Below are 26,401 nucleotides of genomic sequence, written 5' to 3' on the forward strand. Positions count from 1 at the left end.
GGACGAGATGCACACCACTGTCCATCAATGCTTCGCAGCCACCGCGGCGCGCACGCCGCAGGCGGAGTTCCTTTTCACGGAGTCGGTGACGGCGAAGGCCTACGGCATTGCTCCCGGCGCCGTCCGCTGGGGCGAGGCCGCGGCCGAGGTCGAGCGCCTGCGCCGTGCCTACTCGGCAGCGGGCTACGGCCACGGCCACCGCGTCGGTCTGCTGCTGGAGAACCGGCCCGCCTTCCTGCTCCACTGGTTCGCGCTCAATGCGCTGGGCGTGAGCGTGGTGCCCATCAACGCCGAGATGCGCTCGGCCGAGCTGGTCTACCTGATCGGCCACAGCGAGATCGCCCTGGCCGTGACCCTGCCCGAGCGCGTCGCCGACCTGCGCGCCGCCGCGGCCCAGGCCGGCATTGCCTTCGAGACCATGGGGCCTGACGACGCGGTGCCCGCGGCGAAGACCAGGCCGCCGCGTGCGGCCGAAGCGATCGGCCTCGACACCGAATGCGCCCTGCTCTACACCTCCGGCACCACCGGCCGGCCCAAGGGCTGCATCCTGGGCAATGCCTACTTCCTGCGAGCGGGCGAGTGGTATGCCGCGCTCGACGGCGTGTGCGGCATCCGCCCCGATGCCGAGCGCGTGATCACGCCGCTGCCGCTCAATCACATGAACGCGATGGCGTTCTCGACCATGGTGGTGCTGGTGGCCGGCGGCTGCCTGGTGCAGCTGGACCGCTTCCACCCGAAGACCTGGCTCGCGAGCGCACGCGAGAGCCGCGCCACCATCGTCCACTACCTGGGCGTGATGCCGGCGATGCTGCTGGCTGCGCCGGAGTCGGCGGCCGACAAGGACCATGCGATCCGCTGGGGTTTCGGTGCCGGCGTGGACCGAAAGAACCATGCGCCTTTCGAATCGCGTTTCGGCTTCCCGCTGGTCGAGGCCTGGGCCATGACCGAGACCGGCGCCGGCGCCTGCATCATGGCCAACCGCGAGCCGCGGCTGGTGGGCACGAGCTGCTTCGGCCGGCAGCAGGACTACGTCGAGCTCCGGCTGGTGGACGACGAAGGCCGGGACGTGCCCGCCGGTGCGCCGGGCGAGCTGCTGGTGCGCTCCGCCGGCGAGGACCCGCGGCGCTATTTCTTCTCCGGCTATCTGAAGGACGAGGACGCCACGCGCGAGGCCTGGGCCGGCGGCTGGTTCCATACCGGCGACCTGGTGCGGCGCGATGCCGATGGCAACTTCTTCTTCGTCGACCGCAAGAAGAACGTGATCCGCCGCAGCGGCGAGAACATCTCGGCGGTGGAGGTCGAGAGCGTGCTGAACCAGCACCCTTCGGTGAAGACCTCCGCCGTCGCCGCCACGCCCGACGCCGTGCGCGGCGACGAGGTGCTGGCCTGCATCGTGGTGCGCGAGGAGCTCGATGCCTCGCAGCGCGCCGAGATCGCGCAGAGCATCGTCGAGCATGCGCTGGCGCAACTGGCCTACTACAAGGCGCCCGGCTATGTCGCCTTCGTCGATGCATTGCCGCTGACGGCATCGCAGAAGATCCAGCGCGGGCAGCTGCGCGAGCTGGCGCACGGCCTGCCCGGCCAGGCGCACTGCATCGACACCCGCGCGATGAAGAAGAGGCAGGCCTGAGATGGCGCACAAGCGGCTTTCCTACGAAGGCGTCGCGGTGGCGGTGCCGGTGACCGTGCCCTACGTGCGCTACTCCACGCGCAGTGCGCACTGGTTCATCGGGCAGGCGCTCGAAGCGCTGGTCAAGGCCAGCGGCGTGGCCAAGGAAGACATCGACGGCCTGTGTCTCAGCAGCTTCTCGCTGGCGCCCGACACGGCTGTCGGCGTGACGCAGCACCTGGGCCTCTCGCCGCGCTGGCTGGACCATGTGCCCACCGGCGGCGCCTCGGGCGTGATGTGCCTGCGCCGCGCGGCGCGTGCGGTGCAGGCGGGCGATGCCGAGGTCGTGGCCTGCGTGGGCGCGGACACCAACCATGTCGATTCCTTCCGCCTGACGCTGGGCAGCTTCAGCAACTTCGCGCGCGATGCGAGCTACCCCTACGGCTCGGGCGGGCCCAACTCGATCTTCGCGATGATCACCGCCAACTACATGCGCACCTACGGCGCGAAGCGCGAGGACTTCGGCCGCATCGCGGTGGACCAGCGCACCAATGCGCTGGGCAATCCGAACGCGATGTTCAAGAAGCCGCTCACGCTGGAAGAGTACATGAGCGCGCGGCCGATCTCCGAGCCCATCCATCTGTTCGATTGCGTGATGCCCTGCGCCGGCGCCGAGGCCTTCCTGGTGATGAGCGAGGCCCGAGCCCGCGACCTGGGCCTGCCCCATGTGGTGATCCGCGGCGCGATCGAACGCCACAACGCCTATGCCGAAGATCCGGTGATGGTGCAGGGCGGCTGGCGCAAGGACCGCGATGACCTCTATGCGCAGGCCGGTGTGAAGCCCGCCGAGCTCGACTTCGTCCAGACCTACGACGACTACCCGGTGATCGTGATGATGCATTTCGAGGACCTGGGCTTCTGCGAGAAGGGCGAAGGCCCGGCCTTCGTTCGCGAGCACACCATGACCTTCGACGGCAGCTTTCCCAACAACACCAGCGGCGGCCAGCTCTCGGCCGGGCAGGCCGGCGCGGCGGGCGGCTTTCTCGGCATGGTGGAGTCGATCCGCCAGCTCACGGACCAGGCCGGTCCGCGCACCGTGCCCGATGCCGAGCTGGGCCTGGTCGCGGGCTTCGGCATGGTCACCTACGACCGCTGCCTGTGCACGGGTGCGGTGATTCTGGGGAGACCAGAATGAACAACCCCCACGTTTGCCGCTGCGCGGCTGCACTGCCCCCCGAGGGGGCCGCGCGCCTGCCTTGGGGCGGCCCGGCGGAGGCGCGATGACCATGCCCCTGATGCGCCCCAAGCGCAAGAACCCCGTCCTGCGCACGCGGCAGATGAACCTGCCGCCCGGTTCGCGCGGCCGCATTGCGCTCGGCATGACGGCCGCGGCTGCCGAGGGCCGCTTCGAGCTGCAGACCTGCGAGGACTGCGGCACGGTGCAGTACCCGCCGCGCGAGGCCTGCCACAAGTGCCTGTCGCCGCGCCTGCACTGGCGCGAGCAAAGCGGCGAGGGCGAGCTGCTCGCCACCACCACGCTGCACCACAGCAACGACCTGTTCTTCCGCGAGCGCCTGCCCTGGCGCCTGGGCCTGGTGCACCTCGACAGCGGACCGACGCTGATGGTGCACATGCACGGCGAGGTCGGCGACGCGCCGGCCCGCGTGCGCGTGGGCGCGCGGCTCGACCGCGCGGGACAAGCCGTACTCATTGGATTTCCGAACGAAGGGAGTGCCCATATGGCCGACGACAAGATGCTGCGCGAGATGACCAGCGACCCGAAGTTCCGCAAGGCGCTGGTGACCGACGGCAAGACCGAGGTGGGCCAGGCCATCGTGCGCGCCCTGGTGAAGGCCGGTGCCGACATCGTCTGGGTCGGCCATGCCGAGCCCTGGAAGAAGCTGGGCGGCCTGGAAGACATCACGGCCCTGCCGCAGGTGACGCTGGTGCCGCTGGACCTCACCAACGGCCGCTCGGTCAGCGAGCTGGCCGGCGAGATCGGCGGCAAGGTCGACATCGTGATCAACAACGCCGAGGTGCACCGCACCTTCGGCATCGGCGCGCGCCGCGGCACCGACGTGGCCAAGGCCGAGATGGACGTCAACTACTTCGGCCTGCTGCGCCTGGCGCAGGAGTTCGGACCGGCGCTCAAGGGGCGCTCGGCCGATGGCGTGACCGGCGCCACGGCCTGGGTCAACCTGCTGTCGATCTACGCACTCGCGAACTTCCCGCCGCACGGCACCTTCAGCGCCTCCAAGGCGGCGGCCTATTCGCTGGCGCAGTGCCTGCGCGCCGAGATGCGGCCGGCAGGCATCCGCGTGATCAATGTGTTCCCGGGGCCGATCGACGACGAATGGAACCAGCACATGCCGCCGCCCAAGGTGGCGCCGGGCGCGCTGGCCAACGCGATCGTGAAGGCGCTGCGCGACGGCGTCGAGGACGTCTACCCCGGCGATGTGGCGCAGGAATGGCTGGAGCGCTGGCGCGACAACCCCAAGGTGCTCGAACGCGAGCTCGCAGCTGGAGGCTGAAATGACGACGACAACCGAACTGATGTCCACCGCCGAGATCCTCGGCAGCCTCGTGGGCGCCATGGCCACCGGCCGCATCCGCGTGGTCGACCTCACGCAGACGCTGACGCCCGAATTCCCGCAGATTGCGCTGCCGCCCGAGATGGGCCAGTGCTGGCCCTTCCGCATCGAGGAGGTGTCGAAGTACGACGAGCGCGGGCCCGGCTGGTACTGGAACAATTTTTCCTGCGGCGAGCACACGGGCACGCACTTCGACGCGCCCATCCACTGGATCTCGGGCCGCGACCTGCCGAACAATTCCGTCGACACCATCCCCGTGCAGCACTTCGTGGCGGCCGCCTGCGTGATCGATTGCTCGGAGCAGGTGAAGGCCGATGCCGACTACCTGATGACGGTCGAGGACATCGAGCGCTTCGAGGCGAAGCACGGGCGCATTCCGAAGGGCGCCTGGGTGCTGATGCGCACCGACTGGTCCCAGCGGCAGGACCCGGAGGCCTACCAGAACTTCGACGAGACCGGCCAGCACACGCCGGGCCCGAGCGCCGAGGCGGTGCGCTTTCTGGTCGAGCAGCGCGACGTGCTGGGCTTCGGCTCCGAGGCCATCGGCACCGACGCCGGCCAGGGCTACCACCTGCGCCCGCCCTATCCCTGCCACTACTTCATGCACGGCGCCGGCCGCTATGGCCTGCAGTGCCTGAGCAACCTCGACCTGCTGCCACCCACCGGCGCGGTGCTGATCTGCCCGCCGCTCAAGATCGAGAAGGGCAGCGGCAGCCCGTTGCGGGTGCTGGCGCTGGTGGGCGGCGCTTGAGCAAGAAGAGGAGATCACCATGAACCTGACGCATCCCGTCGCCGCCGTCACCGGCGGCAGTGCCGGCATCGGCAAGGCGATCTGCGCGGACCTGCTCGCGCAAGGCTGGGAGGTGGTGTCGCTGGCGCGGCGCCGATGCGAGATCAACCACCCCAAGCTCTACAACATCGAGGTCGATCTGATGGACCGCGCCGCGACCGCGCAGGCCGCGCGGGAGATGGCCAGCCGCTTCGAGGTGAGGACCGTGGTGCACAACGCCGGCGTGATCCGTCCGGCGCTGCTGTCCGAGGCCAAGCTCGAGGACCTCGACGCCCTGGCCCAGCTGCACCTGGGCTGCGCGATCCAGCTGGTGCAGGCCGCGCTCCCCGCGATGCGGGCCGAGCGCTTCGGCCGGGTGGTACTCCTGTCCTCGCGCGCCGCGGTGGGCCTGGCCACGCGCACGAACTACTCGGCCACCAAGGCCGGCATGCTGGGCATGGCGCGCACCTGGGCGCTGGAGCTGGCGGCCGAGGGCATCACGGTCAACGTGGTGGCGCCGGGGCCGATCCGCACCGACATGTTCTACGACGTGGTGGAAGCCGGCAGCGAGAAGGAACGCCAGCTCGCCGCTTCGGTGCCGGTGCAGCGCCTGGGCGAGGCGGCCGACGTGGCACGGGCCGTGCGCTTCTTCGTCGACCCGGCCAACGGCTTCATCACCGGCCAGGTGCTCTACGTGTGCGGCGGCACCAGCGTGGGAAGTCTCGCGCTGTAGCGGTGCATCGCGCGCCTTTTACTCGAAACCCCTCGTTGCCTCCCTTGTCATCGCACCGTCGTCTCGCTAGTATTGTTTAGGTCTAAACATTTCAGAAATCATCTTCAGGCCTTGTCCCAACCTTTCTGGAGGATCGTCATGAGAGTTGCAAGCCCCATCCGCGCCCTGGCGGGCATCGTCCTGGGCATCGGCGCGCTGAGCGCCGCGAGTGCCTGGGCAGCCGACTACAAGGTCGGCTTCATCACCTCGCTGTCGGGGCCGGTGTCCTCGCTGGGCATTCCCTACGACAAGGGCATGAAGGCCGCGCTGGCCTACAAGGCCGAGCTCAACGGCCGCAAGATCCAGCTGGTGCAGCTCGACGACGCCTCTGATCCGTCGACCGCCGCGCGCAACGCGCGCAAGATGATCGACGAGGACAAGGTCGACGTCATCATCGGCACGGCCGGCTCGCCCGGCGCGCTGGCCATCGCCGCGGTGGCGCGCGAGACCAAGACGCCGCTGATCTCCATCGCCAACGCCAACCTGCCCGGCGAGGAAGGCGCGTGGATGGTCACGCTGCCGCAGCCTGCGCCGCTGATGCTGAACGCCGTCGTCGACCAGATGAAGAAGTCCGGCGTGAAGACCGTGGGCTACATCGGCTTTTCCGATGCCTGGGGCGACCTGGTCTACGACGCGCTCACCAAAAGCGCGCCGGCCGCCGGCATCAAGGTGGTGAGCAACGAGCGCTATGCGCGCGCCGACGCCTCGGTCACCGGCCAGGTGCTGAAGATCGTCGCGCTGCGTCCCGACGCGGTGATCACCGGCACTTCGGGCACGCCGGGCGCGCTGCCCTACCTGGCGCTCTCGGAGCGTGGCTACAAGGGCCAGATCTACGGCATGCATGCGCTGATCAACCCCGACTTCGTGCGCGTGGGCGGCAATGCGGTCGAGGGCCTGCTGGCGCCGACCGGCCCGGTGATCGTGGCCGAGCAGCTGCCCGACTCCAACCCGATCCGCAAGACCTCGATGGACTTCCGCGCGGCCTACCAGAAGGCCAACGGCGCGGCGCCCACCGATGCCTTCTCTGCCTACACCTTCGACGCCTGGCTGCTGTTCCTCGACGCCGCGCAGCGCGCCAAGGGCGAGCCCGGCACGCCGGCCTACCGCGTGGCGCTGCGCGACGCGATCGTCAGCACCAAGGAGCTGGTGGGCACGCACAGCGTCTACAACTTCAAGCCGGACAACCGCTATGGCTCGGACGAGCGCTCGCGCGTCGTGGTCAAGCTCGAAAAAGGTCAATGGAAGCTGGTCCCCTGAACATGAAAAACATCGCACGTTTCATCGGTCTCGCGGCCATCGCCCTGGCGGCTGCACAGGCCACGGCGGCCGATCTCAAGATCGGCTTCATCAGCTCGCTGTCGGGGCCTATCTCGGCACTCGGCATTCCTTACGAGAAGGGCATCCGCGCCGCCATCGCCGAGCATCCGATGCTGGCCGGCCGCAAGGTCGAGCTGATCGTGCTCGACGACGCCTCCGATCCCACCACCGCCGGCCGCAATGCGCGCAAGCTCGTGACCGAGGACAAGGTCGACTTGCTCATCGGCAGCTCGGGCGTTCCCAATGCAATGGCCATCGCGGCCGTGGCGCGCGAGCTCAACACGCCGCTGATCTCGCCCACGCCGGTCACCCTCCCCGGCCCCGAGGGTGCATGGACCGTGACGGTCTCGCAGCCTTTCCCGCTGATGGTCGCAGGCGTGGTCGAGCGCATGAAGAAATCGGGCGTGAAGACGGTGGCCTTCATCGGCTTCTCCGACGCGTTGGGCGACCTGGCCTACGACTCGCTCGTGAAGAGCGCTGACGCGGCCGGCATCAAGGTGGTGGCCAACGAGCGCTATGCACGTGCCGATTCCTCGGTCGCGGGCCAGGTGCTCAAGATCGTTGCCGCGCGTCCCGATGCGGTCTTCGCCGGCAACTCCGGCACACCTGGCGCCTTGCCCTACCTGGGCCTGGCCGAACGCGGCTACAAGGGCCAGCTCTACGGCACGCACGGCCTGATCAACGCCGACTTCGTGCGCGTGGGCGGCGCCTCGATCGAGGGCCTGCAGGTGCCCAGCGGCCCGGTGCTGGTGGCCGACCAGCTGCCGGCCGACAACCCGATCAAGAAGGTGTCGATGAACTTCCGCGCCGCCTACCAGAAGGCGCACGGCGCGGTGCCGACGGACGCCTTCTCCTCATACACCTACGACGCCTACCTGCTGCTGGCCGACGCCGCCTCGCGCACCAAGGGCGAGCCGGGCACGGCGCAGTACCGCACGGCGCTGCGCGACGCCATCATGAGCACCAAGGAGCTGGTGGGCACGCACGGCGTCTACAACTTCAAGCCGGACAACCGCTACGGCTCCGACCAGCGTGCCGTGGTGGTGGTGCGCATGGAAAAGGGCCAGTGGAAGCTGGTCCCCTGACGCCCTGATACGACGCAAGGCGCCCCTGCCATGAACAGCTACCGCGACCGACCGGATGCCATCCGCGCGCTGGTCCAGGAAGACCGCGTGCACCGCGACCTCTACCTCAGCGAGGAGCTGTTCGCGCTGGAGCAGGAGCGCTTCTTCGCCAACACCTGGCTCTACGTGGGCCATGCGAGCCAGGTGCCGAACACCGGCGACTACTGGGCGCTGGAACTGGCGGGCAGGCCGGTGATGATGGTGCGCCAGGCCGACGGCGCGGTGCGCGTCTTCTACAACCGCTGCGCGCACAAGGGCAGCCGCTTGGTGACGGACGAGAGCGGCAACGCCGGCAAGTTCTTCCGCTGCCCGTACCACGCCTGGACCTACAAGCTCGACGGCGCGCCGCTCGCGATTCCGCTCAAGTCCGGCTACGAGGGCACGCGCCTGAAGGAATGCGAATCGGGCCAGGGCCTGGTCGAGCTGAAGAACACGGCCGTCTACCGCGACTTCGTGTTCGTGCGCCTGTCCGACCACGGCCCCGGCTTCGAGGACTACTTCGGCGAGGTGCTGGGCGCCATCGACAACATGGTCGCGCGCTCGCCCGAGGGCCGGCTCACGGTGGGCGGCGGCGTGCTGCGCAACATCATCCATTGCAACTGGAAGATGTACCTCGAGAACATCAACGACACGGTGCATCCGATGTCCACGCACGAGTCGGCCACGCAGGCGGCCGATGCGCTGTGGCAGGGTCGCGCGCCCGAGGAGCCCAAGCCGATGGCGATGGAGCAGATCCTGCCCTTCGGCTCGGGCTACGATTTCTTCGACAAGATGGGCGGGCGCGTGTTCGCCAACGGGCACAGCGTGCTGGGCATCAACTTCAGCATCCACTCGAACTACGCCCAGCTGCCCGACTACGAGGCCGCGATGCGCGAGGCGCACGGCGCCGAACGGGCGATCGAGATCCTGCAGCGCTCGCCGCAGAACTCGGTGCTGTTCCCCAGCCTCTCGGTCAAGGGTTCGCCGCAGGCCATTCGCGTGATCCGCCCGCTGGCCGCGAACCGCACGCTGATCGAGGCCTGGAGCTTCCGCGCCGCCGGCGCGCCCCAACTTCTCTTCGAGCGTGCGATGACCTACAACCGGCTGGTGTTCTCGCCCATGTCGGTGGTGGCGCACGACGACGTGCACCTGTTCGAGAGCATGCAGTTGGGACTCAGGGGCGAAGGCAACGAATGGGTGAGCCTGCACCGCAACTTCGACCCCGCCGAGCTCGCGCAGGCCACGATCAGCACCAACGGCACCAACGAGCTGCTGATGCGCAACCAGTTCCGCGCCTGGGCCAAGTACATGACGGAGCCTTCGGCATGAAGCAGGCACAGGACTTCGTCGCCCACGAGACTGCCCTGCTCGATGCCGGCCGCTTCGACGACTGGCTGGCGCTCTTCGCCGAGGACGGCCACTACTGGGTGCCGCTGCAGGGCGCCGCGCAGGCCGATCCGCTGTCGCACAACTCCATCGCCTACGAAGACCGGCTGCTGCTGCAGCTGCGCATCGAGCGCCTCAAGAACCCGCGCGCCCATTCGCAGCACCCGAAGAGCCATTGCCAGCATGTGCTGCAGCGCTCCGTGATCGAGCACGACGACGCCCGCGGACTCGCGCTCTCCACGCCCTTCATCTACGTGGAAGCGCGCGGTGAAGACCAGGTGCTGCTGGCCGGTACCGTCCGCCACCTGCTGGTGCGCCACGCCGAAGGCTTCCTGATCCGCCAGAAGCGCATCGACCTGCTCAACGCCGGCCGCGCGCTGCCCGCCATCCAGTTGTTCATCTGACCCATTCCACCCACTTTCGAGGAGCCACGACATGACGAAGAGCCCGATGCTGAAGACCCTGGCGCGCAGCGCGCTGGCCACGGCCCTGGCCGCCGGATTCGCGACCCCCGCGCTCGCGGCCGATCTCAAGGTGGGCCTGAGCGTCTCGCTCTCCGGCCCGAACTCCTCGCTGGGCGTGCCTTACGCCAAGGGCATGCAGGCCGCGCTGGCCTACAAGGGCGAGGTCAACGGCCGCAAGATCCAGCTGATCGTGCTCGACGACGGCTCCGACCCGACCAACGCCGGCCGCAACGCGCGCAAGCTGGTGGACGAGGAGAAGGTGGACGTGCTGATGGGCACCTCCGGCGTGCCGGCCGCGATCGCGATGGCGCAGGTGGGCCGCGATGCGAAGGTGCCGATGATCGGCCTGACGCCGATCCAGCTCGACCCGGCGGAGAACGGCTGGGTCTTCACCGTGGCGCAGCCCACGCAGCTGATGATCGACGCGGTGGTCGAGCGCATGAAGAAGGACGGCATCAAGACCGTGGGCTACATCGGCTTCTCCGACGCCTGGGGCGACCTGGTCTACAACGCGCTGATGAAGGCGGCGCCCGCGGCCGGCATCAAGGTGCTGGGCAACGAGCGCTATGCGCGCGCCGACGCCTCCGTCACCGGCCAGGTGCTCAAGCTGCTGGCGATGAAGCCCGACGCGGTGATGACCGGCGGCGCCGGCACGCCGGGTGCGCTGCCCTTCCTGGCGCTGAGCGAGCGCGGCTTCAAGGGCCCGATGTACGGCCAGCACGGCCTGATCAATCCCGACTTCGTGCGCGTGGTCGGCGGAGCAGGGCAGGGCGCACTGATGCCCACCGGCCCGGTGATCGTGGCCGAGCAGCTGCCGAACGACTACCCGACCAAGAAGATCGCGATGGACTTCCGTGCCGCCTTCCAGAAGGTCAACAACGCGCCCACCAGCGATGCCTTCTCGGCCTACTCCTTCGACGGCTGGCTGGTGTTCACCAACGCGGCGGCGCGCGCCAAGGGCGAGCCGGGCACGCCGGAGTTCAGGCTGTCGCTGCGCGATGCGATCGCCAGCACCAAGGAAGTGGTGGGTACGCACGGCGTCTACAACTTCAAGCCGGGCGATCTCTACGGCGTGGACCAGCGCGCACGCGTGATCGTGAAGCTCGAGAACGGCCAGTGGAAGCTGGCGAACTGAAACCAGTGCGCAGCAGCGGAACCAAGCGGAGGACTTCTCAATGACACCCGACGTGGCACTGATCCTGGGCATCGACGGCCTGGCGAACGGCGCCGTTTACCTTCTGGCCGGGCTGGGGCTGGTGCTGATCTTCTCGGTCACGCGCGTGGTCTTCGTGCCCTTCGGCGACGTCGCGGCCTTTGCCGCGCTCACGCTGGCCGCCTTCGAAACCGGGCGCGTGCCGCCCACCATCGGCCTGGTGCTGGTGCTCACGGCGCTCGCGCTGGCGACCGAGGTCGGCAGCCTGCTGCGGCGCGGCGAGACCGCGCGCATTCCCAAGGCGTTGCTGGGCTGGGGCGTGCTGCCGCTCGTCCCCTGCCTGCTGGCCTGGCTGGCGAGCCGGCCGGGCGTGCCGGCGCCGGTTCACATCGCGTGTGCGGTGCTGCTGGTGGTGCCGATCGCGCCGCTGCTCTCGCGCGTGGTGTTCCAGCCCATTGCCGATGCCTCGGTGCTGGTGCTGCTGATCGTCTCGCTGGCGCTGCACTTCCTGCTGTCGGGCCTGGGCCTGCTCTTCTTCGGCCCCGAGGGCTCGCGCACGCAGCCCCTGGCGAGCGGCTCGCTGCCGCTGGGCGACGGCTTCACGGTGAGCGGGCAGGTGATCCTGATGGTGGCCTCGGCCATCGTGCTCAGCGGCCTGTTCTTCCTGGTGTTCGAGCGCACGATCGCCGGCAAGGCACTGCGCGCCACGGCGGTCAACCGCGTGGGTGCGCGGCTGGTCGGCATCCGGCCGGCGCGCACGGCGCTGCTGGCCTACGGCTGCGCCTCGCTGCTCGCCGGGCTGATCGGCGTGCTGATCGCGCCGGTCACCACCATGTATTACGACTCGGGCTTCATCATCGGGCTCAAGGCCTTCGTGGCCGCGATCATCGGCGGGCTGGTGAGCTACCCGATGACCGCCATCGGCGCACTGGCGGTGGGCGTGGTCGAGAGCTTCGCTTCCTTCTGGAGCGGCGCGCTGAAGGACGTGATCGTCTTCAGCCTGCTGATCCCGGTGCTGATGCTTCGCTCCTTCCTGAGCGTGCATGCGGAAGAGGAAGAAGAGGAGGTGGACCAATGAGTGCAGCACAAACGAGCGAAGGCGCCGTCGCGGTGGAGCGCGGCGCGGTGGCAGGAACGCCGGCGAAGCGCGTCTCCCGGCGCCTGCTGTGGATCGGCCTCGTCGTCGTGGTCTTGGCGCTGGTGCCGCTGCTGGCGGGCAACTTCACCGTCTCGCTTCTCAACGACATCGGCATCGGCGCGCTGGTGGCGTTGGGCCTGGTGCTCTTGACCGGCATCGGCGGCGCGACCTCCTTCGGGCAGGCGGCCTTCGTCGGCATCGCGGCCTATGCGACGGCCTGGCTCAGCACCACGCAGGGGCTGTCGCCCTGGATCGGGTTGGTGTTCGCGCTGGGCCTGACCGGCCTCTCGGCGCTGGCCATCGGCCTGCTGACGCTGCGGCTGGGCGGACACTTCCTGCCGCTGTCGACCATCGCCTGGGGGCTGTCGATCGCGATGCTGTTCGGCAACGTGGATGCGTTGGGGCGCCACACGGGGCTGTCGAACATTCCGGCGCTCACCATCGGCACGTTCTCGCTGGCCGATCCGCGCGCCATCTACTACCTGATCTGGGTCCTGGTCGGCCTGGCGATGCTGTTCAGCCACAACCTGCTGCAGTCGCGGCCGGGCCGCGCGATCCGCAGCCTGCGCGGCGGCGCCATCCTGCTGGCCAGCGTGGGCGCGGATGCCTACCGCGTGCGGCTCACGCTGTTCGTGACGGCGGCGCTGTTCGCGGGCCTCGCCGGCTGGCTCTACGCGCACATGAACCGCTTCGTGAGCCCTTCGCCCTTCGACGTGCGCGCCAGCATCGAGTACCTGCTGATGGCGGTGGCCGGCGGACTCGGCCACCTGGCCGGCGCGCTGGTCGGCTCGGCACTGGTGCTGATCCTCAAGAACGGGCTGCAGGACGTGCTGCCGCTCCTGACGCAGCGCGCCGGCCAGCTGGAGGCGGTGGCCTTCGCGACGCTCTTCATCCTGCTGCTGCACTTTGCGCGCGGCGGGCTGATGGGCTTCGTGCGGCGCTGGACGCACAAGCATGCGCGCTCGCACGCGCCGCGCGAGCCGATGGCCGCGGTCGCACCGCTGCCGCACCGCACGCTGCCCGAGCGCGGCTCGCCGATCCTCTCGGTCACCGGCGCGGTCAAGCGCTTCGGCGGGCTGGTGGCGGTCAACGATGTGAGCTTCGAAGTCAAGGCCGGCGAGATCATGGGGTTGATCGGCCCCAACGGCGCCGGCAAGTCGACCATGTTCAACCTGCTGACCTGCACTGCGCCGATGACGGCCGGGCAGGTGCGCTTCCTCGGCCATGACATCGCCGGCATGCCGCAGCGCAAGGTCGCGCGGCTGGGGCTGGCGCGGACCTTCCAGCACGTCAAGCTGCGCCCGCACATGACGTTGCTGGACAACGTCGCGCTGGGTGCGCATGCGCGCACGAGCGCGGGCGTGCTCAAGGCAGGCCTCAGGCTGGACCGCGCCGAGGAGCGCCAGATCCTGCAGGAGGCGCAGCGCCAGCTGGACCGCATCGGCCTCGGCGACCGCGCGCACGAACTCGCGGGCAGCCTGCCGCTGGGCACGCAGCGCATCCTGGAGATCGCCCGCGCGCTGGCGGCCGACCCGGTGCTGCTGGTGCTCGACGAGCCGGCCGCCGGCCTGCGGCGCAAGGAAAAGATGGCCTTGGGGGACCTGCTGCGCAAGCTGCGCGAGGAGGGCGTGACGATCCTGATCGTCGAGCACGACATGGACTTCGTGATGAAACTGGTGGACCGGCTGGTGGTGATGAACTTCGGCTCCAAGCTGGTCGAGGGCGTGCCCTCGGCGGTGCGGGCAGACGAGCGGGTGCAGGCGGCTTATCTGGGGAGCGTCGTATGACCGCGATGCTCGAGATTGGCGACCTGCACGTTTCGTATGGCCAAGTCGATGCGGTGCGCGGCGTCTCGCTCAACCTGGAGCACGGCCAGATCATCTCGGTGATCGGCCCCAACGGTGCCGGCAAGACCACGCTGCTGGCCGCGGCCATGGGCCTGCTGCCCTGCAAGGGCGTGCTGCGCTTCGAGGGCGAGGACCTGCACGGGCTCGACGTCGAGGCGCGCGTGGAGCGCGGCCTGTGCCTGGTGCCGGAGAAGCGCGAACTGTTCGGCGAGCTCAGCGTGCTCGACAACCTGCAGCTGGGCGCCTTCGGCAGCAAGCTGCGCAGCGATGCGCTGAAGAAGCGGCTGCACGGCGTCTACGACCGCTTCCCGCGCCTGGCCGAGCGCCGCGCCCAGCGTGCCGACACGCTCTCGGGCGGCGAGCGGCAGATGCTGGCGGTGGGCCGCGCGCTGATGTCGGCGCCGCGCCTGCTGATGCTCGACGAGCCCAGCCTGGGCCTCGCGCCGCTGATCGTGCGCGACATCCTCGCCATCGTGCGCAAGCTGCGCGAGGACGGCGTTTCCATCCTGCTGGTGGAGCAGAACGCGCGCGCCGCGCTGGAGAGCTCGGACCACGGCTATGTGCTGGAGACCGGCGAGATCGCGCTGACCGGCGCCTCGCAGGAGCTGGCCAACGATCCGCGCGTGCAGGCCACCTACCTGGGCGGGGGCACGAACGATGAGGACTGAGCTGCCTGTCAGCCCACTGCCTCCGGCGCAGCGCACGCTGCCCGCAATGCTGGAGCGCCAGGCGGCGCGCTTCGGCGAGCGGCCGCTGCTGCGCATCGCCGGGCGGTCGTGGACGCACGGGGATGCACTGCGTGCCGCAGGCGGCCGCGCCGCGGCACTGGCGCAGGCCGGCGTGCAGCGCGGCGACCGCGTGGCCGTGATGAGCAGCAACCGCATCGAGTTCCTCGAGGTCTTCCTCGGTTGCGGCTGGCTGGGCGCCGCGATGGTGCCGATCAACACCGCCTCGATGGGGCCGCAGATCGACTACTTCCTGCAGAACAGCGATGCGAAGCTGCTGGTCATCGAGGTGGCCTTCGTCGAGCGCTTGCTGGCGGCGGATCTGGCGCGCAGCTCCCTGCGGGAGATCTGGGTGCTGGACGCGGCCGCCGGGGACGGCGCGGGACCGGGCGTGCGCACGCTGCCCTATCCCGTGGCGCGCGAAGCCCTGCCGCCGGCCGCGATGCAGCCGGGAGATCCGCTGGCCATCCTCTACACCTCCGGCACCACCGGGCCGGCCAAGGGCGTGATGTGCCCGCACGCGCAGTACTACTGGTGGGGCGTCAACAGCGCGGACGTGCTCGGCGTGGGCGCCGAGGATGTGCTGTGCACCACGCTGCCGCTGTTCCACATCAACGCGCTCAACACCTTCGCGCAGGCGGCGATCACCGGCTGCGAAGTGGTCTTCGAGTCGCGCTTCTCGGCTTCCGGCTTCTGGGCCTCGATGCGGGCCTCGGGCGCCACGGTGGTCTACCTGCTGGGCGCGATGGTGCCTATCCTGCTGGCGCAGCCCGAGGGCCCCGGCGAGCGCGACCACCGCGTGCGCGTCGGGCTCGGGCCCGGGGTGCCGGAATCGGCGGGCCGGGCCTTTCTGGAACGCACGGGCGTGCGGCTGCTGGAAGGCTACGGTTCCACCGAGACCAACTTCGCCATCGCCACCGCACCCGATTCGCCGCGCGGTGGCGTGATGGGCTGGCTCAGGCCCGGCTTCCAGGCGCGCGTGGCGGACGAGGACGATGTCGCGCTGCCCGACGGCGAGGCCGGCGAGCTGCTGCTGCGCGCCGACGAGCCTCATGCCTTCGCGAGCGGCTACTTCAACATGCCCGAGAAGACGGTGGAGGCTTGGCGCAACCTGTGGTTTCACACCGGCGACCGCGTGGTGCGCGAGGCGGACGGGGCCTTCCGCTTCGTCGATCGCATCAAGGATGCGATCCGGCGGCGCGGCGAGAACATCTCTTCCTTCGAAGTCGAGCAGGTGCTCCTGAGCCATCCCGGCGTCGCCGCCTGCGCGGTCTATCCCGTGCGCTCCGAGCTGGCCGAGGACGAGGTGATGGCCGCGCTGGTCGCGCGCGAGGGGCAGTGCATCGAACCGGCCGAGTTGCTCGCCTTCTGCGAAAGCCGGCTGCCGTACTTCGCGCTGCCGCGCTACGTGGACCTGCTGCCCGAGCTGCCGCGCACCGAGAACGGCAAGGTGCAGAAGTACAAGCTGCGCGAGCGCGGCGTGACGTCGATCACCTGGGACCGCGGGCCTGGCGGGCGGCCGCCGGCCAAAGGCTGAAGCCATGGCGACGGCTGCGGCGCTGTTCTCGCTGGCCGGGTGCTCGGCCTTCGTGACCGGCGCGGGCCGAGGACTGGGCATTGCCATTGCGCGCGGCTTGGCTGAGGCGGGGGCGCGCGTGGCGCTGGCCGATATCGACGCAGCGGCGGTCGAGGCGGCCGCAGCCGGCCTGCGCGACGCGGGCCACGAAGCCCTCGCCATGCCGCTCGACGTGCGCGACGAGGCAGCTTTCCAACTGTGCTTCGACACCGCCGTGCAGCGCTTTGGCGGCGTCGACGTGATGGTCAACAACGCCGCCCGCACGCCGTCGACTTCGCTCTGGGACATCGGCGCCGGGGAATGGGACGAGGTCCTGGCCGTCAACTTGCGCGGCAGCTTCTTCGGCTGCCGCATCGCCGGGCGCCACATGCGCGAGCGCAGCGCGGGCCGCATCGTCAACCTCGGCTCGATCGCCGGGCAGCAGGCCAGCGCGGCCACCGGCGTTCACTATGCGGCCTCGAAGGCGGGCGTGATCGCGCTGACCCGCGCCTTCGCGCAAGAGCTCGCGCCGCACGGCGTCACCGTGAACGCGCTGGCGCCGGCCGCGGTGCGCAGCCCGGTGCTCGATGCGATGGACGAGGCGCGGCAGCGCACACTGGCCGCCGGCATCCCGCTCGGGCGCTTCGGCGAGCCGGAAGAGGTGGCCGCGGCGGTCGTCTACCTGGCCTCGCCGGCCGCCGCCTTCATGACCGGCGCCACGCTGGACCTCAACGGCGGGCGGCTGATGCGTTGAGGGCATTCGCTAAAATGATTCAGGACTAAACAATTCAGGTATGCAAGCAACTTCATTGACTGGCCGCCATGCGCTCGTGACGGGCGCCGCGCGCGGCATCGGCGCCGAGATCGCGCGCACCCTGGCGGCCGAGGGGGCCGTGCTGACCCTGCTGGGGCGCGACCGCGCGGCGCTGCTGCGCGTGGCGGACTCGCTGCCGGGCAGCGGCCATGGCGTGGTGACGGCCGATGTGGCCGACCCCGAGGCCGTGCCCGCGGCCTTCGCGCAGGCGCGCGCCGAGCGCGGGCCGGTCGCGATCCTCGTCAACAACGCAGGCGCGGCCGAGAGCGCGCCTTTCCTGAAGACCTCCGTCGCGCTGTGGCAGCGCATGCTCAGCGTCAACCTGACCGGCAGCTTCCTGTGCGCCCAGGCGGCGCTGCCCGGCATGCTGGAGGCGGGCTGGGGCCGCATCGTCAACATCGCGAGCACCGCGGGGCAGAAGGGCTATGCCTATGTCAGCGCCTACACGGCGGCCAAGCACGGCGTGATCGGCCTCACCCGCTCGCTGGCGCTGGAGGTGGCGCGCAAGGGCGTGACGGTGAATGCCGTCTGCCCCGGCTACACCGACACCGACATCCTGCGCGACAGCGTCAGCAACGTGGTCGGCAAGACCGGCCGCAGCGAGGCCGATGCGCTGGCCGAGTTCGCGTCCGTCAATCCGCAGCGCCGCATCGTGCAGCCGGCCGAGGTGGCCGATGCGGTGCGCTGGCTGTGCGGCGAGAGCGCGGCCTCGGTCACGGGGCAGTCGATATCGGTCTCGGGCGGCGAGGTCACATGAAGCAGAACGACGTTTCCCACGCGCTCCTGAGCGATGCCCAGGAGCTGGGCCACGAGGCGCGCGCCGGCACCGGCGACCATGCGGTGCTCAAGCTGTGGCTGCGCATGCTGGCCAGCACCACGCAGATCGAGGCCGAGATCCGCAAGCGGCTGCGCGAGAACTTCGACATCTCGCTCGCGCGCTTCGACTACATGGCGCAGCTCTTTCGCTACCGCGAGGGCCTCAAGATGCGCGTGCTCTCGCGCTACCTGATGGTGACCGGCGGCAACGTCACGGGCCTGACCGACGAGCTCGAGCGCGAGGGCGTGGTGCAGCGCTCGCCCAGCCCGGAAGACCGCCGGGCCTGGATCGTCAGCCTGACGCCCAAGGGCCGACGCAGCTTCGAAGCGATGGCCAAGGCGCACGAGGAATGGCTGCTGGAGCTGTTCGCGGGGCTGGACGAGAAGGCGGTGCAGCAGCTGTACGCGCAGCTCGGGGCGCTGCGCGTGCACTTGGTGAGTTAGCTCTTACCGAGCAACGCGTCCTTCAGTTTCCAGTCGGCCGGTGCCGGGCCGAGCCAGATGCGCATCAGCGCGTTGAAGAAGGCCTGCTCCTTGATCGGCTCGCCCTGGGCTGTCTTGTTGACCGAGATCACGGTGCCGGTGCCCGGCAGCCAGTCGATGGTGAAGCTGTCGCCGGGCTTCAGCTGCTTCTGGTCGGAGAAGATCTGGCTCATGCGCAGCAGGCCGGGAATGAGCTGCGACATCTCGGCCTTGGGCGAGTTGTCTTCCACGCCGCGGGTGAAGAGCTTGCCCAGTTCGTTGGCGTCGATCTCGCGCAGCATGGTGATGGTCATCCGCTTGGCGCCGGTCGCCGCCAGCACCTCGTCGGGGGTCGAGGCCTTCTGCCCCAGGTAGAGGCCGGCCGTGTAGACCTTGAACACCGCCTTGTAGCGCACCCCGGCGCCATTGAGCTGCAACTTGCTGCCCTTGAGCTCGAGGGCGTCGTCGAGCTTGACGCCGGCCAGGTCGACCGGGGCGGCGCTCGCCGTGAGCGCGGCCAAGGCGAAAACATGGAGCGCCAGCAGGCGCTGCAGGGCGGTGCGATTCATCGGGTCTCCTCTGGGCAAAAATAATAAGTGCCCGAATGTATCTTTTTGTATTGCCAATGTCGCTGGGATAAACTCACGGTTCCATGTTCATTCATCACGTCATTCAGACAGGTCAAGGCGGCCGGGGAGCCTGGCCTTGGCGCACGCCATCGTTGCAGCCTGTTTGATTGCACGGCGCACGCCGTGCGCCCGCGGCCGAGGTCCATTCCGACCCGGCCACCTCTCATGTGAATGACACTGGCGACCACGTGGCGTCGCCGGCCGACGGAGACCCCACCCCGTGATCACCGAACTCGAATTCAAGAGCCTCAGCGCGCAGGGCTACAACCGCATCCCGCTGATGGTCGAGGCCTTTGCCGACCTCGAAACCCCGCTGTCCCTCTATCTCAAGCTGGCCCACGCCAAGGAGGGCGGCCGCCACAGCTTCCTCCTGGAATCGGTGGTGGGCGGCGAGCGCTTCGGCCGCTACAGCTTCATCGGCCTGCCGGCGCGCACCCTGCTGCGCGCCAGCGGCTTCGGCGCCGAGGCGCTGACGCAGGTCGTCACCGGCGGCAAAGTGGTCGAGGAAGCCCGCGGCAATCCGCTGGACTTCGTCGCGGCCTACCAGAAGCGCTTCAAGGTGGCGCTGCGGCCCGGTCTGCCGCGCTTCTGCGGCGGCTTGGCCGGCTACTTCGGCTACGACACCGTCCGGCACATCGAGAAGAAGCTGGAGCACAGCTGCCCGCCCGACACGCTGGGCTGTCCCGACATCCTCCTCCTGCAATGCGAGGAACTGGCGGTGATCGACAACCTCTCGGGCAAGCTCTACCTGATCGTCTACGCCGACCCGGCGCAGCCGGAGGCCTATGCCAACGCCAAGCGGCGCCTGCGCGGGCTGCGCGAGCAGCTCAAGTATTCGGTCAGCGCGCCGCAGGTGCGGCCGACCCAGGCGCACCCGCCCGAGCGCAGCTTCGCCAAGGCCGACTACCTCGCGGCGGTGGAGCGCGCCAAGGAGCTGATCGCGGCCGGCGACTTCATGCAGGTGCAGGTGGGCCAGCGCATCAGCAAGCGCTACACCGAATCGCCGCTTTCGCTCTACCGCGCGCTGCGTTCGCTCAACCCGTCGCCCTACATGTACTACTACGACCTGGGCGATTTCCACGTGGTGGGCGCCTCGCCCGAGATCCTGGTGCGCCAGGAGCACACGGGCGAGGGCGAGCAGAAGATCACCATCCGACCGCTGGCCGGCACCCGCCCGCGCGGCGCCTCGCCCGAGCTGGACAAGGCGGCCGAGCAGGAGTTGATCAACGACCCGAAGGAACGCGCCGAGCACGTGATGCTGATCGACCTGGCGCGCAACGACATCGGCCGCATCGCCAAGACCGGCAGCGTGAAGGTGACCGAGGCCTTCGCCATCGAGCGCTACAGCCACGTGATGCACATCGTGAGCAACGTCGAGGGCACCTTGAAAGACGGCATGACCGCAATCGACGTGCTCAAGGCCACCTTCCCGGCCGGCACCCTGACCGGCGCGCCCAAGGTGCATGCGATGGAGCTGATCGACCAGCTGGAGCCTACCAAGCGCGGGCTCTACGGCGGCGCCTGCGGCTACATCAGCTACGCGGGGGACATGGACGTCGCGATCGCGATCCGAACCGGCATCGTGAAGGACCAGATGCTGCACGTGCAGGCGGCAGCGGGGGTGGTCGCCGATTCGGTTCCGGAGCTGGAGTGGAAGGAAACGGAGGCGAAGGCAAGAGCCTTGCTGCGCGCCGCTGAACTGGTCGAGGAGGGCCTGGAATGAAGCTGCTGATGATCGACAACTACGACAGCTTCACCTACAACCTCGTCCAGTATTTCGGCGAGCTGGGCGCGGAGGTGGAGGTGCATCGCAACGACGAGATCACGGTCGAGGAACTGGGCGGCCGCATCGCCGCCGGCGTCGGCCGGCTGGTGATCTCGCCCGGGCCGTGCTCGCCGGCCGAAGCCGGCATCTCGGTCGCGGCGATCAAGGCATTCGCCGGCAAGCTGCCGATCCTCGGGGTCTGCCTGGGCCACCAGGCGATCGGCGCGGCCTTCGGCGCCCGCATCATCCGTGCGCAGCAGCTGATGCACGGCAAGACCAGCGAGATCACGACCACGCGCGAGGGCGTGTTCGCCGGGCTGCCCGAGAAATTCGTGGTCAACCGCTACCACTCGCTGTCCATCGAGCGCGAGTCCTGCCCTGGCGATCTCAAGATCACCGCCTGGACCGAGGACGGCGAGATCATGGGCGTGCGCCATGCCGGCTTCGCGCAGGCGGTGCGCATCGAGGGCGTGCAGTTCCATCCGGAATCCATCCTCACCGAGCACGGCCATGCCATGCTCAAGAACTTCCTGGAGTGAAGCGATGAGCCATCCCCTGGTCGACCTGCGCAGCGACACCGTCACCCGGCCCACTGCGGCGATGCGCGCAGCCATGTTCGAGGCCCCGCTGGGCGACGACGTGTTCGGCGATGACCCGAGCGTCAACGCGCTGCAGGCGCAGATCGCCGAGATGCTGGGTTTCGAGGCGGCGCTCTTCGTGCCCACCGGGACGCAGAGCAACTTCTGCGGAATCCTCGCCCACTGCCAGCGCGGCGACGAGTACATCGTGGGCCAAATGGCGCACTGCTACCGCTGGGAAGGCGGCGGCGCGGCGGTGTTCGGCAGCGTGCAGCCGCAGCCGCTCGACCACCAGCCCGACGGCACGCTGGCGCTGAAGGACATCGAGGCCGCCATCAAGCCCGATGACGCGCACTTCGCCCGCACCCGCCTGCTGGCGCTGGAAAACACGCTGGGCGGCAAGCTGCTGCCCTTCGACTATGTCGAGCAGGCCACGCAGCTGGCGCAGCGCAAGGGCCTGGCCCGCCATCTCGACGGCGCGCGGCTCTTCAATGCGGCGGTCGCTCAGGCGGCGCAGCGCGGCACCGATGCGCGGGCCGAAGCACGGCGCATCGCGGGCTGCTTCGACAGCGTCTCGGTCTGCTTCAGCAAGGGCCTCGGTGCGCCGGTGGGGTCGGCACTGTGCGGGTCGCGCGAGTTGATCGCTCGGGCCCACCGCATCCGCAAGATGGCCGGCGGCGGCATGCGCCAGGCCGGCGTGCTGGCGGCAGCTGCGTCCCATGCGCTGCAGCATCACATCGATCGCCTCGCAGAGGACCACGCGCTCGCCCGCCGCCTGGCCGAGGGCCTGGCCGGGATCGAGGGCCTGAACGTCGAGGCGCCGCAGACCAACCTGCTCTTCGTCGACCTCGTTGGCGAGGCGCAGGCGCGCTCGGCCGAACTGCTGCCGCACCTGAAGCGCCAGGGTGTTCTTGCCACGGGCCTGTACCGCCTGCGTTTCGCCACGCACCTGGACGTCGACGCCGCCGGCATCGACCGCGCCATCGCCGCCATCCGGAGCTTCTTCCATGCCTGACGCACATTCCCTGCTGCTCTTCGTCGCCGCCGGCCTGCTGTTGAACCTGACGCCCGGCCCGGACGTGCTCTACATCGTGACCCGGTCGCTGCGCTCGGGCGTGCGCGCCGGCATCGTGGCCGGCCTGGGCATCACCGCGGGCTGCTTCGTGCACATCACGGCCGCCGCGGTGGGCGTGGGCGCGTTGATGGCAACCTCGACGGCGCTGTTCACCGCGCTCAAATGGGTCGGCGCGGCCTACCTGCTGTGGGTCGGCGTGCGCATGCTGGCGTCGCGCATGCCGAAGGAAGATCTGCTGCCGGTCGAGGGCGCGCCGGAGCGGGCAGACCTCAAGAGCGTGTTCCTCGGCGGCTTCTGGACCAATGTGCTCAACCCGAAGGTGGCGCTGTTCTTCCTGGCCTTCGTGCCGCAGTTCATCGCGCCCGAGACGGCCAACAAGCCGCTGGCCTTCCTTCTGCTGGGCACGCTGTTCAACGTCAACGCGATCTTCGTGAATGTCGGCTGGGCGCTGCTCGCAGGATGGACCGCGCGCCGCGTGGGCGCGGTACGGCGCGGCATGCACTGGCTGGAGCGCGGCGCGGGCGCTCTGTTCATCGGCTTTGGCATCCGGCTCGCGCTCGCGGAGAATCCGGGCGCCGCCCCATCCGTCCACTAACCCAGGGAGACTTCACCATGCCCATTACCCCCCAGGAAGCCCTGCAGCGCACCATCGAGCACCGCGAGGTGTTCCACGACGAGATGCTGCACATCGTGCGTCTGATCATGAGCGGCGAATGCTCGCCGGTGATGATGGCGGCGCTGATCACCGGCCTGCGCGTCAAGAAGGAAACCATCGGCGAGATCACCGCCGCCGCGCAGGTGATGCGCGAGGTCTCGACCAAGGTGCCCGTGGCCGACACGCGCCACCTGGTCGACATCGTGGGCACGGGCGGCGACGGCTCGCACACCTTCAACATCTCGACCTGCTCGATGTTCGTGGCCGCCGCGGCGGGCGCCAAGGTGAGCAAGCACGGCGGGCGCAGCGTGAGCAGCAAGTCCGGCAGCGCCGACGTGCTGGAGTCGCTGGGCATCAACATCCACCTCAAGCCCGAGCAGATCGCGAAGTGCATCGCCGATGTGGGCATCGGCTTCATGTTCGCGCCCAACCACCACCCGGCGATGAAGAACGTGGCGCCGGTGCGCAAGGAGCTGGGCATCAAGACCATCTTCAACATCCTGGGGCCGCTCACCAACCCGGCCGGCGCGCCGAACATCCTGATGGGCGTGTTCCACCCAGACCTGGTCGGCATCCAGGTGCGCGCGCTGCAGCGGCTGGGCGCCGAGCATGCGCTGGTGGTCTACGGGCGCGACGGCATGGACGAGATCTCGCTCGGCGCCGCCACCATGGTGGGCGAGCTGAAGAACGGCGAGGTGCGCGAGTACGAGCTGCATCCCGAGGACTTCGGCTTCGCGATGTCGAGCAACCGCACGCTGCGTGTCGAGACGCCCGAGCAATCGAAGGCGATGCTGCTGGGCGTGTTGGACAACCAGCCCGGGCCGGCGCGCGACATCGTGATCCTCAATGCCGGCGCCGCGCTCTATGCGGCCGACCTGGTCGACTCGATGGCGGGCGGGATCGCGCGTGCCCGTGCGGCCTTGGAATCGGGTGCCGCGAAGGCCAAGCTGGCCGAGCTGGTCCAGGCGACCAACGCGGGTTGAGGAGGCGGGAAGCATGTCCGACATCCTCGAGAAGATCGTCGCCGTCAAGCGGGAGGAGGTGGCCGCGGCGGTCAAGAAGCGCTCCCTCGAAGCGATCCGCTTCGATGCCGAGAGCCGGGTGCTCACGCGCGACTTCACCGGCGCGCTGCGGGCCAAGATCGCGGGCCGCCACGCGGCGGTCATTGCCGAGGTCAAGAAGGCCAGCCCGAGCAAAGGCGTGCTGCGGGCCGACTTCGTCCCGGCCGACATCGCGCAGAGTTATGCCGAAGGCGACGGCACCGTCAGCGCGGCCTGCCTTTCGGTGCTGACCGATCGCCAGTTCTTCCAGGGCGGCGTTGACTACCTCAAGCAGGCGCGCGCCTCTTGCGAGCTGCCGGTGCTGCGCAAGGATTTCATCGTCGACGCCTACCAGGTCTACGAATCGCGCGCCATCGGCGCCGACGCGATCCTGTTGATCGCGGCCTGCCTGGACGACGCGCAGATGCGCGAGTTCGAGGCGATCGCGGCGGGGCTGGGCATGGCGGTGCTGGTCGAGGTGCATGACGCGGCCGAGCTCGAGCGGGCGCTGAAGCTGCGCACGCCGCTCATTGGCGTCAACAACCGCAACCTGCGGACCTTTGAGGTCTCGGTGCAGACCACCCTCGATCTGCTGCCGAAGGTTCCTGCGGATCGCCTGCTCGTCACGGAGTCCGGCATCACGTCGCGTGAGGATGTAGCGACGCTGCGGGCCGCCGGGATCCATGCCTTCCTGGTGGGCGAGGCTTTCATGCGTGCCGACGAGCCGGGCGAGGCGCTGGCCGACCTGTTCCGATGAGCGCGCTGTCCACCCAGCTGCAAAGCAGCGATCCGGCCGATTGGCCGGTGGCCCCAGGTTGGCAGTCCCTGGTCGACGAGTTCTTCGGCTCGCCGGCCGGGCTGAAGCTGATCGATTTCCTGCACGAGCGGCTGAAGGCCGGTGCGGCCATCTTTCCGCCGCGCCCGCTGCGCGCGCTCGAGCTCACGCCGCCGGACGCGGTGCGCGTGGTGATCCTGGGCCAGGACCCGTACCACGGCCGCGGCCAGGCCGAGGGGCTCGCCTTCTCGGTGGCGCCGGGCGTGGCGCTGCCGCCCTCGTTGCGCAACATCTTCAAGGAACTGGAACGCGACCTGGGCACGCCGCCGCCGCGTTTCCCGGAACCAGGTGGCAGCCTGGTCAAGTGGGCCGCCCACGGCGTGCTGCTGCTCAACACCTGCCTCACGGTGGAGGAAGGCCAGCCGGCCAGCCATTCCGGCCGCGGCTGGGAGGTGCTGACCGATGCCGTGATCCGGCACGTGGCCCAGGGCGAGCGCCCGGTGGTGTTCATGCTGTGGGGCTCGCATGCGCAGAGCAAGCGAGCGCTGATCGACAGTCGCCGCCACAAGGTGCTGACCGCCAACCATCCTTCGCCGCTGTCGGCCCTGCGCCCGCCGGTGCCCTTCATCGGCTGCGGCCATTTCGGCCAAGCGCGGGCGTGGCGCGAGGCCCAGGGCCTTTGATTGATCCGGGTGAAATCATGCAGGTAGCTGGCGGGTGCGGAGGCGTTTCGATGGGCTGCCCGTCGCGCCGCCGCGACCGAGCCCCATCCCTGTCATCGACCTGACCCGCCAACCGTGCTATATTTCGAGGTTCGCCGGAGAGGTGGCCGAGTGGTTAATGGCAGCAGACTGTAAATCTGCCCTCTTACGAGTACGCTGGTTCGAATCCAGCCCTCTCCACCAGCGAAGAACGGATTTTGCAGAGCGTTTGAATGACGGGTTTCGGTGCAAAGCTGGAAGGCGAAAGCGCAGAACCCGGACCGTGCTTCGGTGCGGCCCTGGCTAGAGGGGTTGCGCCGCGATGCGGGAGTAGTTCAATGGTAGAACCCTAGCCTTCCAAGCTAATGACGCGGGTTCGATTCCCGTCTCCCGCTCCAAGAATCCGGTTCGACGCGAGGCGCAGGTTTTTTGAGTATTTCGCCCATTTGGCTCAGTGGTAGAGCACTCCCTTGGTAAGGGAGAGGTCGCGGGTCCGATTCCCGCAATGGGCACCAGTCTTGGGGTTGCAGCCGATCGGTTGCAGCCCCATGTCAGTGTGTTGATCTAGTTATTTTTCGGAGTCGAGAAAATGGCAAAAGGAAAATTCACCCGCACGAAGCCGCACGTGAACGTGGGCACGATCGGTCACGTGGACCACGGCA

Annotated in this window: 25 protein-coding genes, 3 tRNA genes and 1 pseudogene; 28 read left to right on the forward strand and 1 reads right to left on the reverse strand. The window is 69.1% G+C overall.

Annotated elements, in window-relative coordinates:
- Positions 1 to 7 precede the first annotated feature (7 nt).
- The 17 genes from AC3A6X_RS35310 (at position 8) to AC3A6X_RS35390 (ending at position 18,503) form a co-directional block, all read left to right on the forward strand.
- A complete protein-coding gene (locus tag AC3A6X_RS35310) occupies positions 8 to 1,630 on the forward strand; it encodes an AMP-binding protein (protein ID WP_487846525.1) in 1,623 nt (540 codons plus the stop codon).
- 1 nt (position 1,631) lies between these two features.
- Positions 1,632 to 2,804, forward strand: a complete 1,173-nt coding sequence (locus AC3A6X_RS35315; RefSeq protein WP_487846526.1) for a thiolase family protein — start codon at positions 1,632 to 1,634, stop codon at positions 2,802 to 2,804.
- Between the two features lie 85 nt (positions 2,805 to 2,889).
- Positions 2,890 to 4,140 (forward strand): SDR family NAD(P)-dependent oxidoreductase, encoded by a 1,251-nt coding sequence (locus AC3A6X_RS35320; protein ID WP_487846527.1) that lies wholly within the window; start codon positions 2,890 to 2,892, stop codon positions 4,138 to 4,140.
- A gap of 1 nt (position 4,141) precedes the next feature.
- Entirely contained in the window at positions 4,142 to 4,951 is an 810-nt protein-coding gene (locus AC3A6X_RS35325) for a cyclase family protein (protein ID WP_487846528.1), read from the forward strand.
- Positions 4,952 to 4,970: 19 nt separating this feature from the next.
- Positions 4,971 to 5,702, forward strand: a complete 732-nt coding sequence (locus AC3A6X_RS35330) for an SDR family oxidoreductase (RefSeq protein ID WP_487846529.1) — start codon at positions 4,971 to 4,973, stop codon at positions 5,700 to 5,702.
- Between the two features lie 138 nt (positions 5,703 to 5,840).
- Entirely contained in the window at positions 5,841 to 6,998 is a 1,158-nt protein-coding gene (locus AC3A6X_RS35335; RefSeq protein WP_487846530.1) for an ABC transporter substrate-binding protein, read from the forward strand.
- A gap of 2 nt (positions 6,999 to 7,000) precedes the next feature.
- Complete coding sequence (locus AC3A6X_RS35340) at positions 7,001 to 8,143, forward strand: ABC transporter substrate-binding protein (RefSeq protein WP_487846531.1); 1,143 nt, start codon at positions 7,001 to 7,003, stop codon at positions 8,141 to 8,143.
- 30 nt (positions 8,144 to 8,173) lie between these two features.
- Positions 8,174 to 9,490 (forward strand): aromatic ring-hydroxylating dioxygenase subunit alpha, encoded by a 1,317-nt coding sequence (locus AC3A6X_RS35345; protein ID WP_487846532.1) that lies wholly within the window; start codon positions 8,174 to 8,176, stop codon positions 9,488 to 9,490.
- The gene (locus tag AC3A6X_RS35350) at positions 9,487 to 9,951 is read left to right on the forward strand and encodes an aromatic-ring-hydroxylating dioxygenase subunit beta (RefSeq protein ID WP_487846533.1); all 465 of its coding nucleotides are present in this window, start codon (positions 9,487 to 9,489) and stop codon (positions 9,949 to 9,951) included. Before AC3A6X_RS35345 ends, AC3A6X_RS35350 begins: the two co-directional genes overlap by 4 nt.
- A 31-nt stretch (positions 9,952 to 9,982) precedes the next feature.
- Entirely contained in the window at positions 9,983 to 11,146 is a 1,164-nt protein-coding gene (locus AC3A6X_RS35355; protein WP_487846534.1) for an ABC transporter substrate-binding protein, read from the forward strand.
- 40 nt (positions 11,147 to 11,186) lie between these two features.
- Positions 11,187 to 12,242: a branched-chain amino acid ABC transporter permease gene (locus tag AC3A6X_RS35360; RefSeq protein WP_487846535.1), complete on the forward strand. Its 1,056-nt coding sequence runs from the start codon at positions 11,187 to 11,189 to the stop codon at positions 12,240 to 12,242.
- Entirely contained in the window at positions 12,239 to 14,089 is a 1,851-nt protein-coding gene (locus AC3A6X_RS35365) for a branched-chain amino acid ABC transporter ATP-binding protein/permease (RefSeq protein WP_487846536.1), read from the forward strand. The genes AC3A6X_RS35360 and AC3A6X_RS35365 overlap by 4 nt, the downstream gene beginning before the upstream one ends.
- Positions 14,086 to 14,817, forward strand: coding sequence for an ABC transporter ATP-binding protein (locus AC3A6X_RS35370; protein ID WP_487846537.1), 732 nt, complete (start codon positions 14,086 to 14,088; stop codon positions 14,815 to 14,817). The genes AC3A6X_RS35365 and AC3A6X_RS35370 overlap by 4 nt, the downstream gene beginning before the upstream one ends.
- Positions 14,807 to 16,411, forward strand: coding sequence for an ATP-dependent acyl-CoA ligase (locus tag AC3A6X_RS35375; RefSeq protein WP_487846538.1), 1,605 nt, complete (start codon positions 14,807 to 14,809; stop codon positions 16,409 to 16,411). Before AC3A6X_RS35370 ends, AC3A6X_RS35375 begins: the two co-directional genes overlap by 11 nt.
- Positions 16,412 to 16,415: 4 nt before the next feature.
- Positions 16,416 to 17,183 carry an SDR family NAD(P)-dependent oxidoreductase gene (locus AC3A6X_RS35380; RefSeq protein ID WP_487846539.1) on the forward strand — a complete coding sequence of 256 codons (768 nt, stop codon included), beginning with the start codon at positions 16,416 to 16,418 and terminating at the stop codon, positions 17,181 to 17,183.
- A gap of 40 nt (positions 17,184 to 17,223) precedes the next feature.
- Positions 17,224 to 18,000: an SDR family NAD(P)-dependent oxidoreductase gene (locus tag AC3A6X_RS35385; protein ID WP_487846540.1), complete on the forward strand. Its 777-nt coding sequence runs from the start codon at positions 17,224 to 17,226 to the stop codon at positions 17,998 to 18,000.
- A complete protein-coding gene (locus AC3A6X_RS35390) occupies positions 17,997 to 18,503 on the forward strand; it encodes a MarR family winged helix-turn-helix transcriptional regulator (RefSeq protein ID WP_487846541.1) in 507 nt (168 codons plus the stop codon). Before AC3A6X_RS35385 ends, AC3A6X_RS35390 begins: the two co-directional genes overlap by 4 nt.
- Here the strand turns inward: AC3A6X_RS35390 and AC3A6X_RS35395 are convergent.
- Positions 18,500 to 19,090, reverse strand: coding sequence for a chalcone isomerase family protein (locus AC3A6X_RS35395; RefSeq protein ID WP_487846542.1), 591 nt, complete (start codon positions 19,088 to 19,090; stop codon positions 18,500 to 18,502). The two genes, AC3A6X_RS35390 and AC3A6X_RS35395, sit on opposite strands and share 4 nt — an antisense overlap.
- 280 nt (positions 19,091 to 19,370) lie before the next feature.
- On the opposite strand from AC3A6X_RS35395, the gene trpE reads away from it, so the two are divergent.
- The 11 genes and pseudogenes from trpE to AC3A6X_RS35450 form a co-directional block, all read left to right on the forward strand.
- The gene (gene trpE / locus AC3A6X_RS35400; RefSeq protein ID WP_487846543.1) at positions 19,371 to 20,873 is read left to right on the forward strand and encodes an anthranilate synthase component I; all 1,503 of its coding nucleotides are present in this window, start codon (positions 19,371 to 19,373) and stop codon (positions 20,871 to 20,873) included.
- On the forward strand, positions 20,870 to 21,454 hold the full coding sequence (locus AC3A6X_RS35405; RefSeq protein ID WP_487846544.1) for an anthranilate synthase component II: 585 nt from the start codon (positions 20,870 to 20,872) through the stop codon (positions 21,452 to 21,454). The genes trpE and AC3A6X_RS35405 overlap by 4 nt, the downstream gene beginning before the upstream one ends.
- A gap of 4 nt (positions 21,455 to 21,458) precedes the next feature.
- Positions 21,459 to 22,508 (forward strand): low-specificity L-threonine aldolase, encoded by a 1,050-nt coding sequence (ltaE, locus tag AC3A6X_RS35410; RefSeq protein ID WP_487846545.1) that lies wholly within the window; start codon positions 21,459 to 21,461, stop codon positions 22,506 to 22,508.
- Positions 22,501 to 23,163, forward strand: coding sequence for a LysE family translocator (locus AC3A6X_RS35415; RefSeq protein ID WP_487846546.1), 663 nt, complete (start codon positions 22,501 to 22,503; stop codon positions 23,161 to 23,163). Before ltaE ends, AC3A6X_RS35415 begins: the two co-directional genes overlap by 8 nt.
- 17 nt (positions 23,164 to 23,180) lie before the next feature.
- Positions 23,181 to 24,206: an anthranilate phosphoribosyltransferase gene (gene trpD, locus AC3A6X_RS35420; protein ID WP_487846547.1), complete on the forward strand. Its 1,026-nt coding sequence runs from the start codon at positions 23,181 to 23,183 to the stop codon at positions 24,204 to 24,206.
- A 13-nt stretch (positions 24,207 to 24,219) separates the two neighbouring features.
- Positions 24,220 to 25,020 (forward strand): indole-3-glycerol phosphate synthase TrpC, encoded by an 801-nt coding sequence (gene trpC, locus AC3A6X_RS35425; protein WP_487846548.1) that lies wholly within the window; start codon positions 24,220 to 24,222, stop codon positions 25,018 to 25,020.
- Positions 25,017 to 25,721, forward strand: a complete 705-nt coding sequence (locus AC3A6X_RS35430; RefSeq protein ID WP_487846549.1) for a uracil-DNA glycosylase — start codon at positions 25,017 to 25,019, stop codon at positions 25,719 to 25,721. Before trpC ends, AC3A6X_RS35430 begins: the two co-directional genes overlap by 4 nt.
- Positions 25,722 to 25,857: 136 nt before the next feature.
- Positions 25,858 to 25,943, forward strand: a tRNA-Tyr gene (locus AC3A6X_RS35435).
- Between the two features lie 120 nt (positions 25,944 to 26,063).
- Positions 26,064 to 26,137, forward strand: a tRNA-Gly gene (locus AC3A6X_RS35440).
- Positions 26,138 to 26,179: 42 nt separating this feature from the next.
- Positions 26,180 to 26,254 (forward strand) — tRNA-Thr (locus AC3A6X_RS35445).
- A gap of 74 nt (positions 26,255 to 26,328) precedes the next feature.
- Positions 26,329 to 26,401: pseudogene (locus AC3A6X_RS35450) on the forward strand (GTP-binding protein); the annotation flags it as partial.

Source organism: Variovorax sp. Soil_C_12, from assembly GCF_057657375.1.

Coding starts and splice junctions, on each gene's coding strand:
- AC3A6X_RS35320 (WP_487846527.1), top strand. CDS start 2,890: ATGACCATGCCCCTGATGCGCCCCAAGCGCAAGAACCCCGTCCTGCGC.
- AC3A6X_RS35365 (WP_487846536.1), top strand. CDS start 12,239: ATGAGTGCAGCACAAACGAGCGAAGGCGCCGTCGCGGTGGAGCGCGGC.
- AC3A6X_RS35345 (WP_487846532.1), top strand. CDS start 8,174: ATGAACAGCTACCGCGACCGACCGGATGCCATCCGCGCGCTGGTCCAG.
- AC3A6X_RS35430 (WP_487846549.1), top strand. CDS start 25,017: ATGAGCGCGCTGTCCACCCAGCTGCAAAGCAGCGATCCGGCCGATTGG.
- AC3A6X_RS35340 (WP_487846531.1), top strand. CDS start 7,001: ATGAAAAACATCGCACGTTTCATCGGTCTCGCGGCCATCGCCCTGGCG.
- AC3A6X_RS35350 (WP_487846533.1), top strand. CDS start 9,487: ATGAAGCAGGCACAGGACTTCGTCGCCCACGAGACTGCCCTGCTCGAT.
- AC3A6X_RS35375 (WP_487846538.1), top strand. CDS start 14,807: ATGAGGACTGAGCTGCCTGTCAGCCCACTGCCTCCGGCGCAGCGCACG.
- AC3A6X_RS35360 (WP_487846535.1), top strand. CDS start 11,187: ATGACACCCGACGTGGCACTGATCCTGGGCATCGACGGCCTGGCGAAC.
- trpD (WP_487846547.1), top strand. CDS start 23,181: ATGCCCATTACCCCCCAGGAAGCCCTGCAGCGCACCATCGAGCACCGC.
- AC3A6X_RS35330 (WP_487846529.1), top strand. CDS start 4,971: ATGAACCTGACGCATCCCGTCGCCGCCGTCACCGGCGGCAGTGCCGGC.
- AC3A6X_RS35370 (WP_487846537.1), top strand. CDS start 14,086: ATGACCGCGATGCTCGAGATTGGCGACCTGCACGTTTCGTATGGCCAA.
- AC3A6X_RS35335 (WP_487846530.1), top strand. CDS start 5,841: ATGAGAGTTGCAAGCCCCATCCGCGCCCTGGCGGGCATCGTCCTGGGC.
- AC3A6X_RS35310 (WP_487846525.1), top strand. CDS start 8: ATGCACACCACTGTCCATCAATGCTTCGCAGCCACCGCGGCGCGCACG.
- AC3A6X_RS35415 (WP_487846546.1), top strand. CDS start 22,501: ATGCCTGACGCACATTCCCTGCTGCTCTTCGTCGCCGCCGGCCTGCTG.
- AC3A6X_RS35355 (WP_487846534.1), top strand. CDS start 9,983: ATGACGAAGAGCCCGATGCTGAAGACCCTGGCGCGCAGCGCGCTGGCC.
- AC3A6X_RS35385 (WP_487846540.1), top strand. CDS start 17,224: ATGCAAGCAACTTCATTGACTGGCCGCCATGCGCTCGTGACGGGCGCC.
- AC3A6X_RS35405 (WP_487846544.1), top strand. CDS start 20,870: ATGAAGCTGCTGATGATCGACAACTACGACAGCTTCACCTACAACCTC.
- trpC (WP_487846548.1), top strand. CDS start 24,220: ATGTCCGACATCCTCGAGAAGATCGTCGCCGTCAAGCGGGAGGAGGTG.
- AC3A6X_RS35380 (WP_487846539.1), top strand. CDS start 16,416: ATGGCGACGGCTGCGGCGCTGTTCTCGCTGGCCGGGTGCTCGGCCTTC.
- AC3A6X_RS35315 (WP_487846526.1), top strand. CDS start 1,632: ATGGCGCACAAGCGGCTTTCCTACGAAGGCGTCGCGGTGGCGGTGCCG.
- AC3A6X_RS35395 (WP_487846542.1), bottom strand. CDS start 19,090: ATGAATCGCACCGCCCTGCAGCGCCTGCTGGCGCTCCATGTTTTCGCC.
- AC3A6X_RS35325 (WP_487846528.1), top strand. CDS start 4,142: ATGACGACGACAACCGAACTGATGTCCACCGCCGAGATCCTCGGCAGC.
- AC3A6X_RS35390 (WP_487846541.1), top strand. CDS start 17,997: ATGAAGCAGAACGACGTTTCCCACGCGCTCCTGAGCGATGCCCAGGAG.
- ltaE (WP_487846545.1), top strand. CDS start 21,459: ATGAGCCATCCCCTGGTCGACCTGCGCAGCGACACCGTCACCCGGCCC.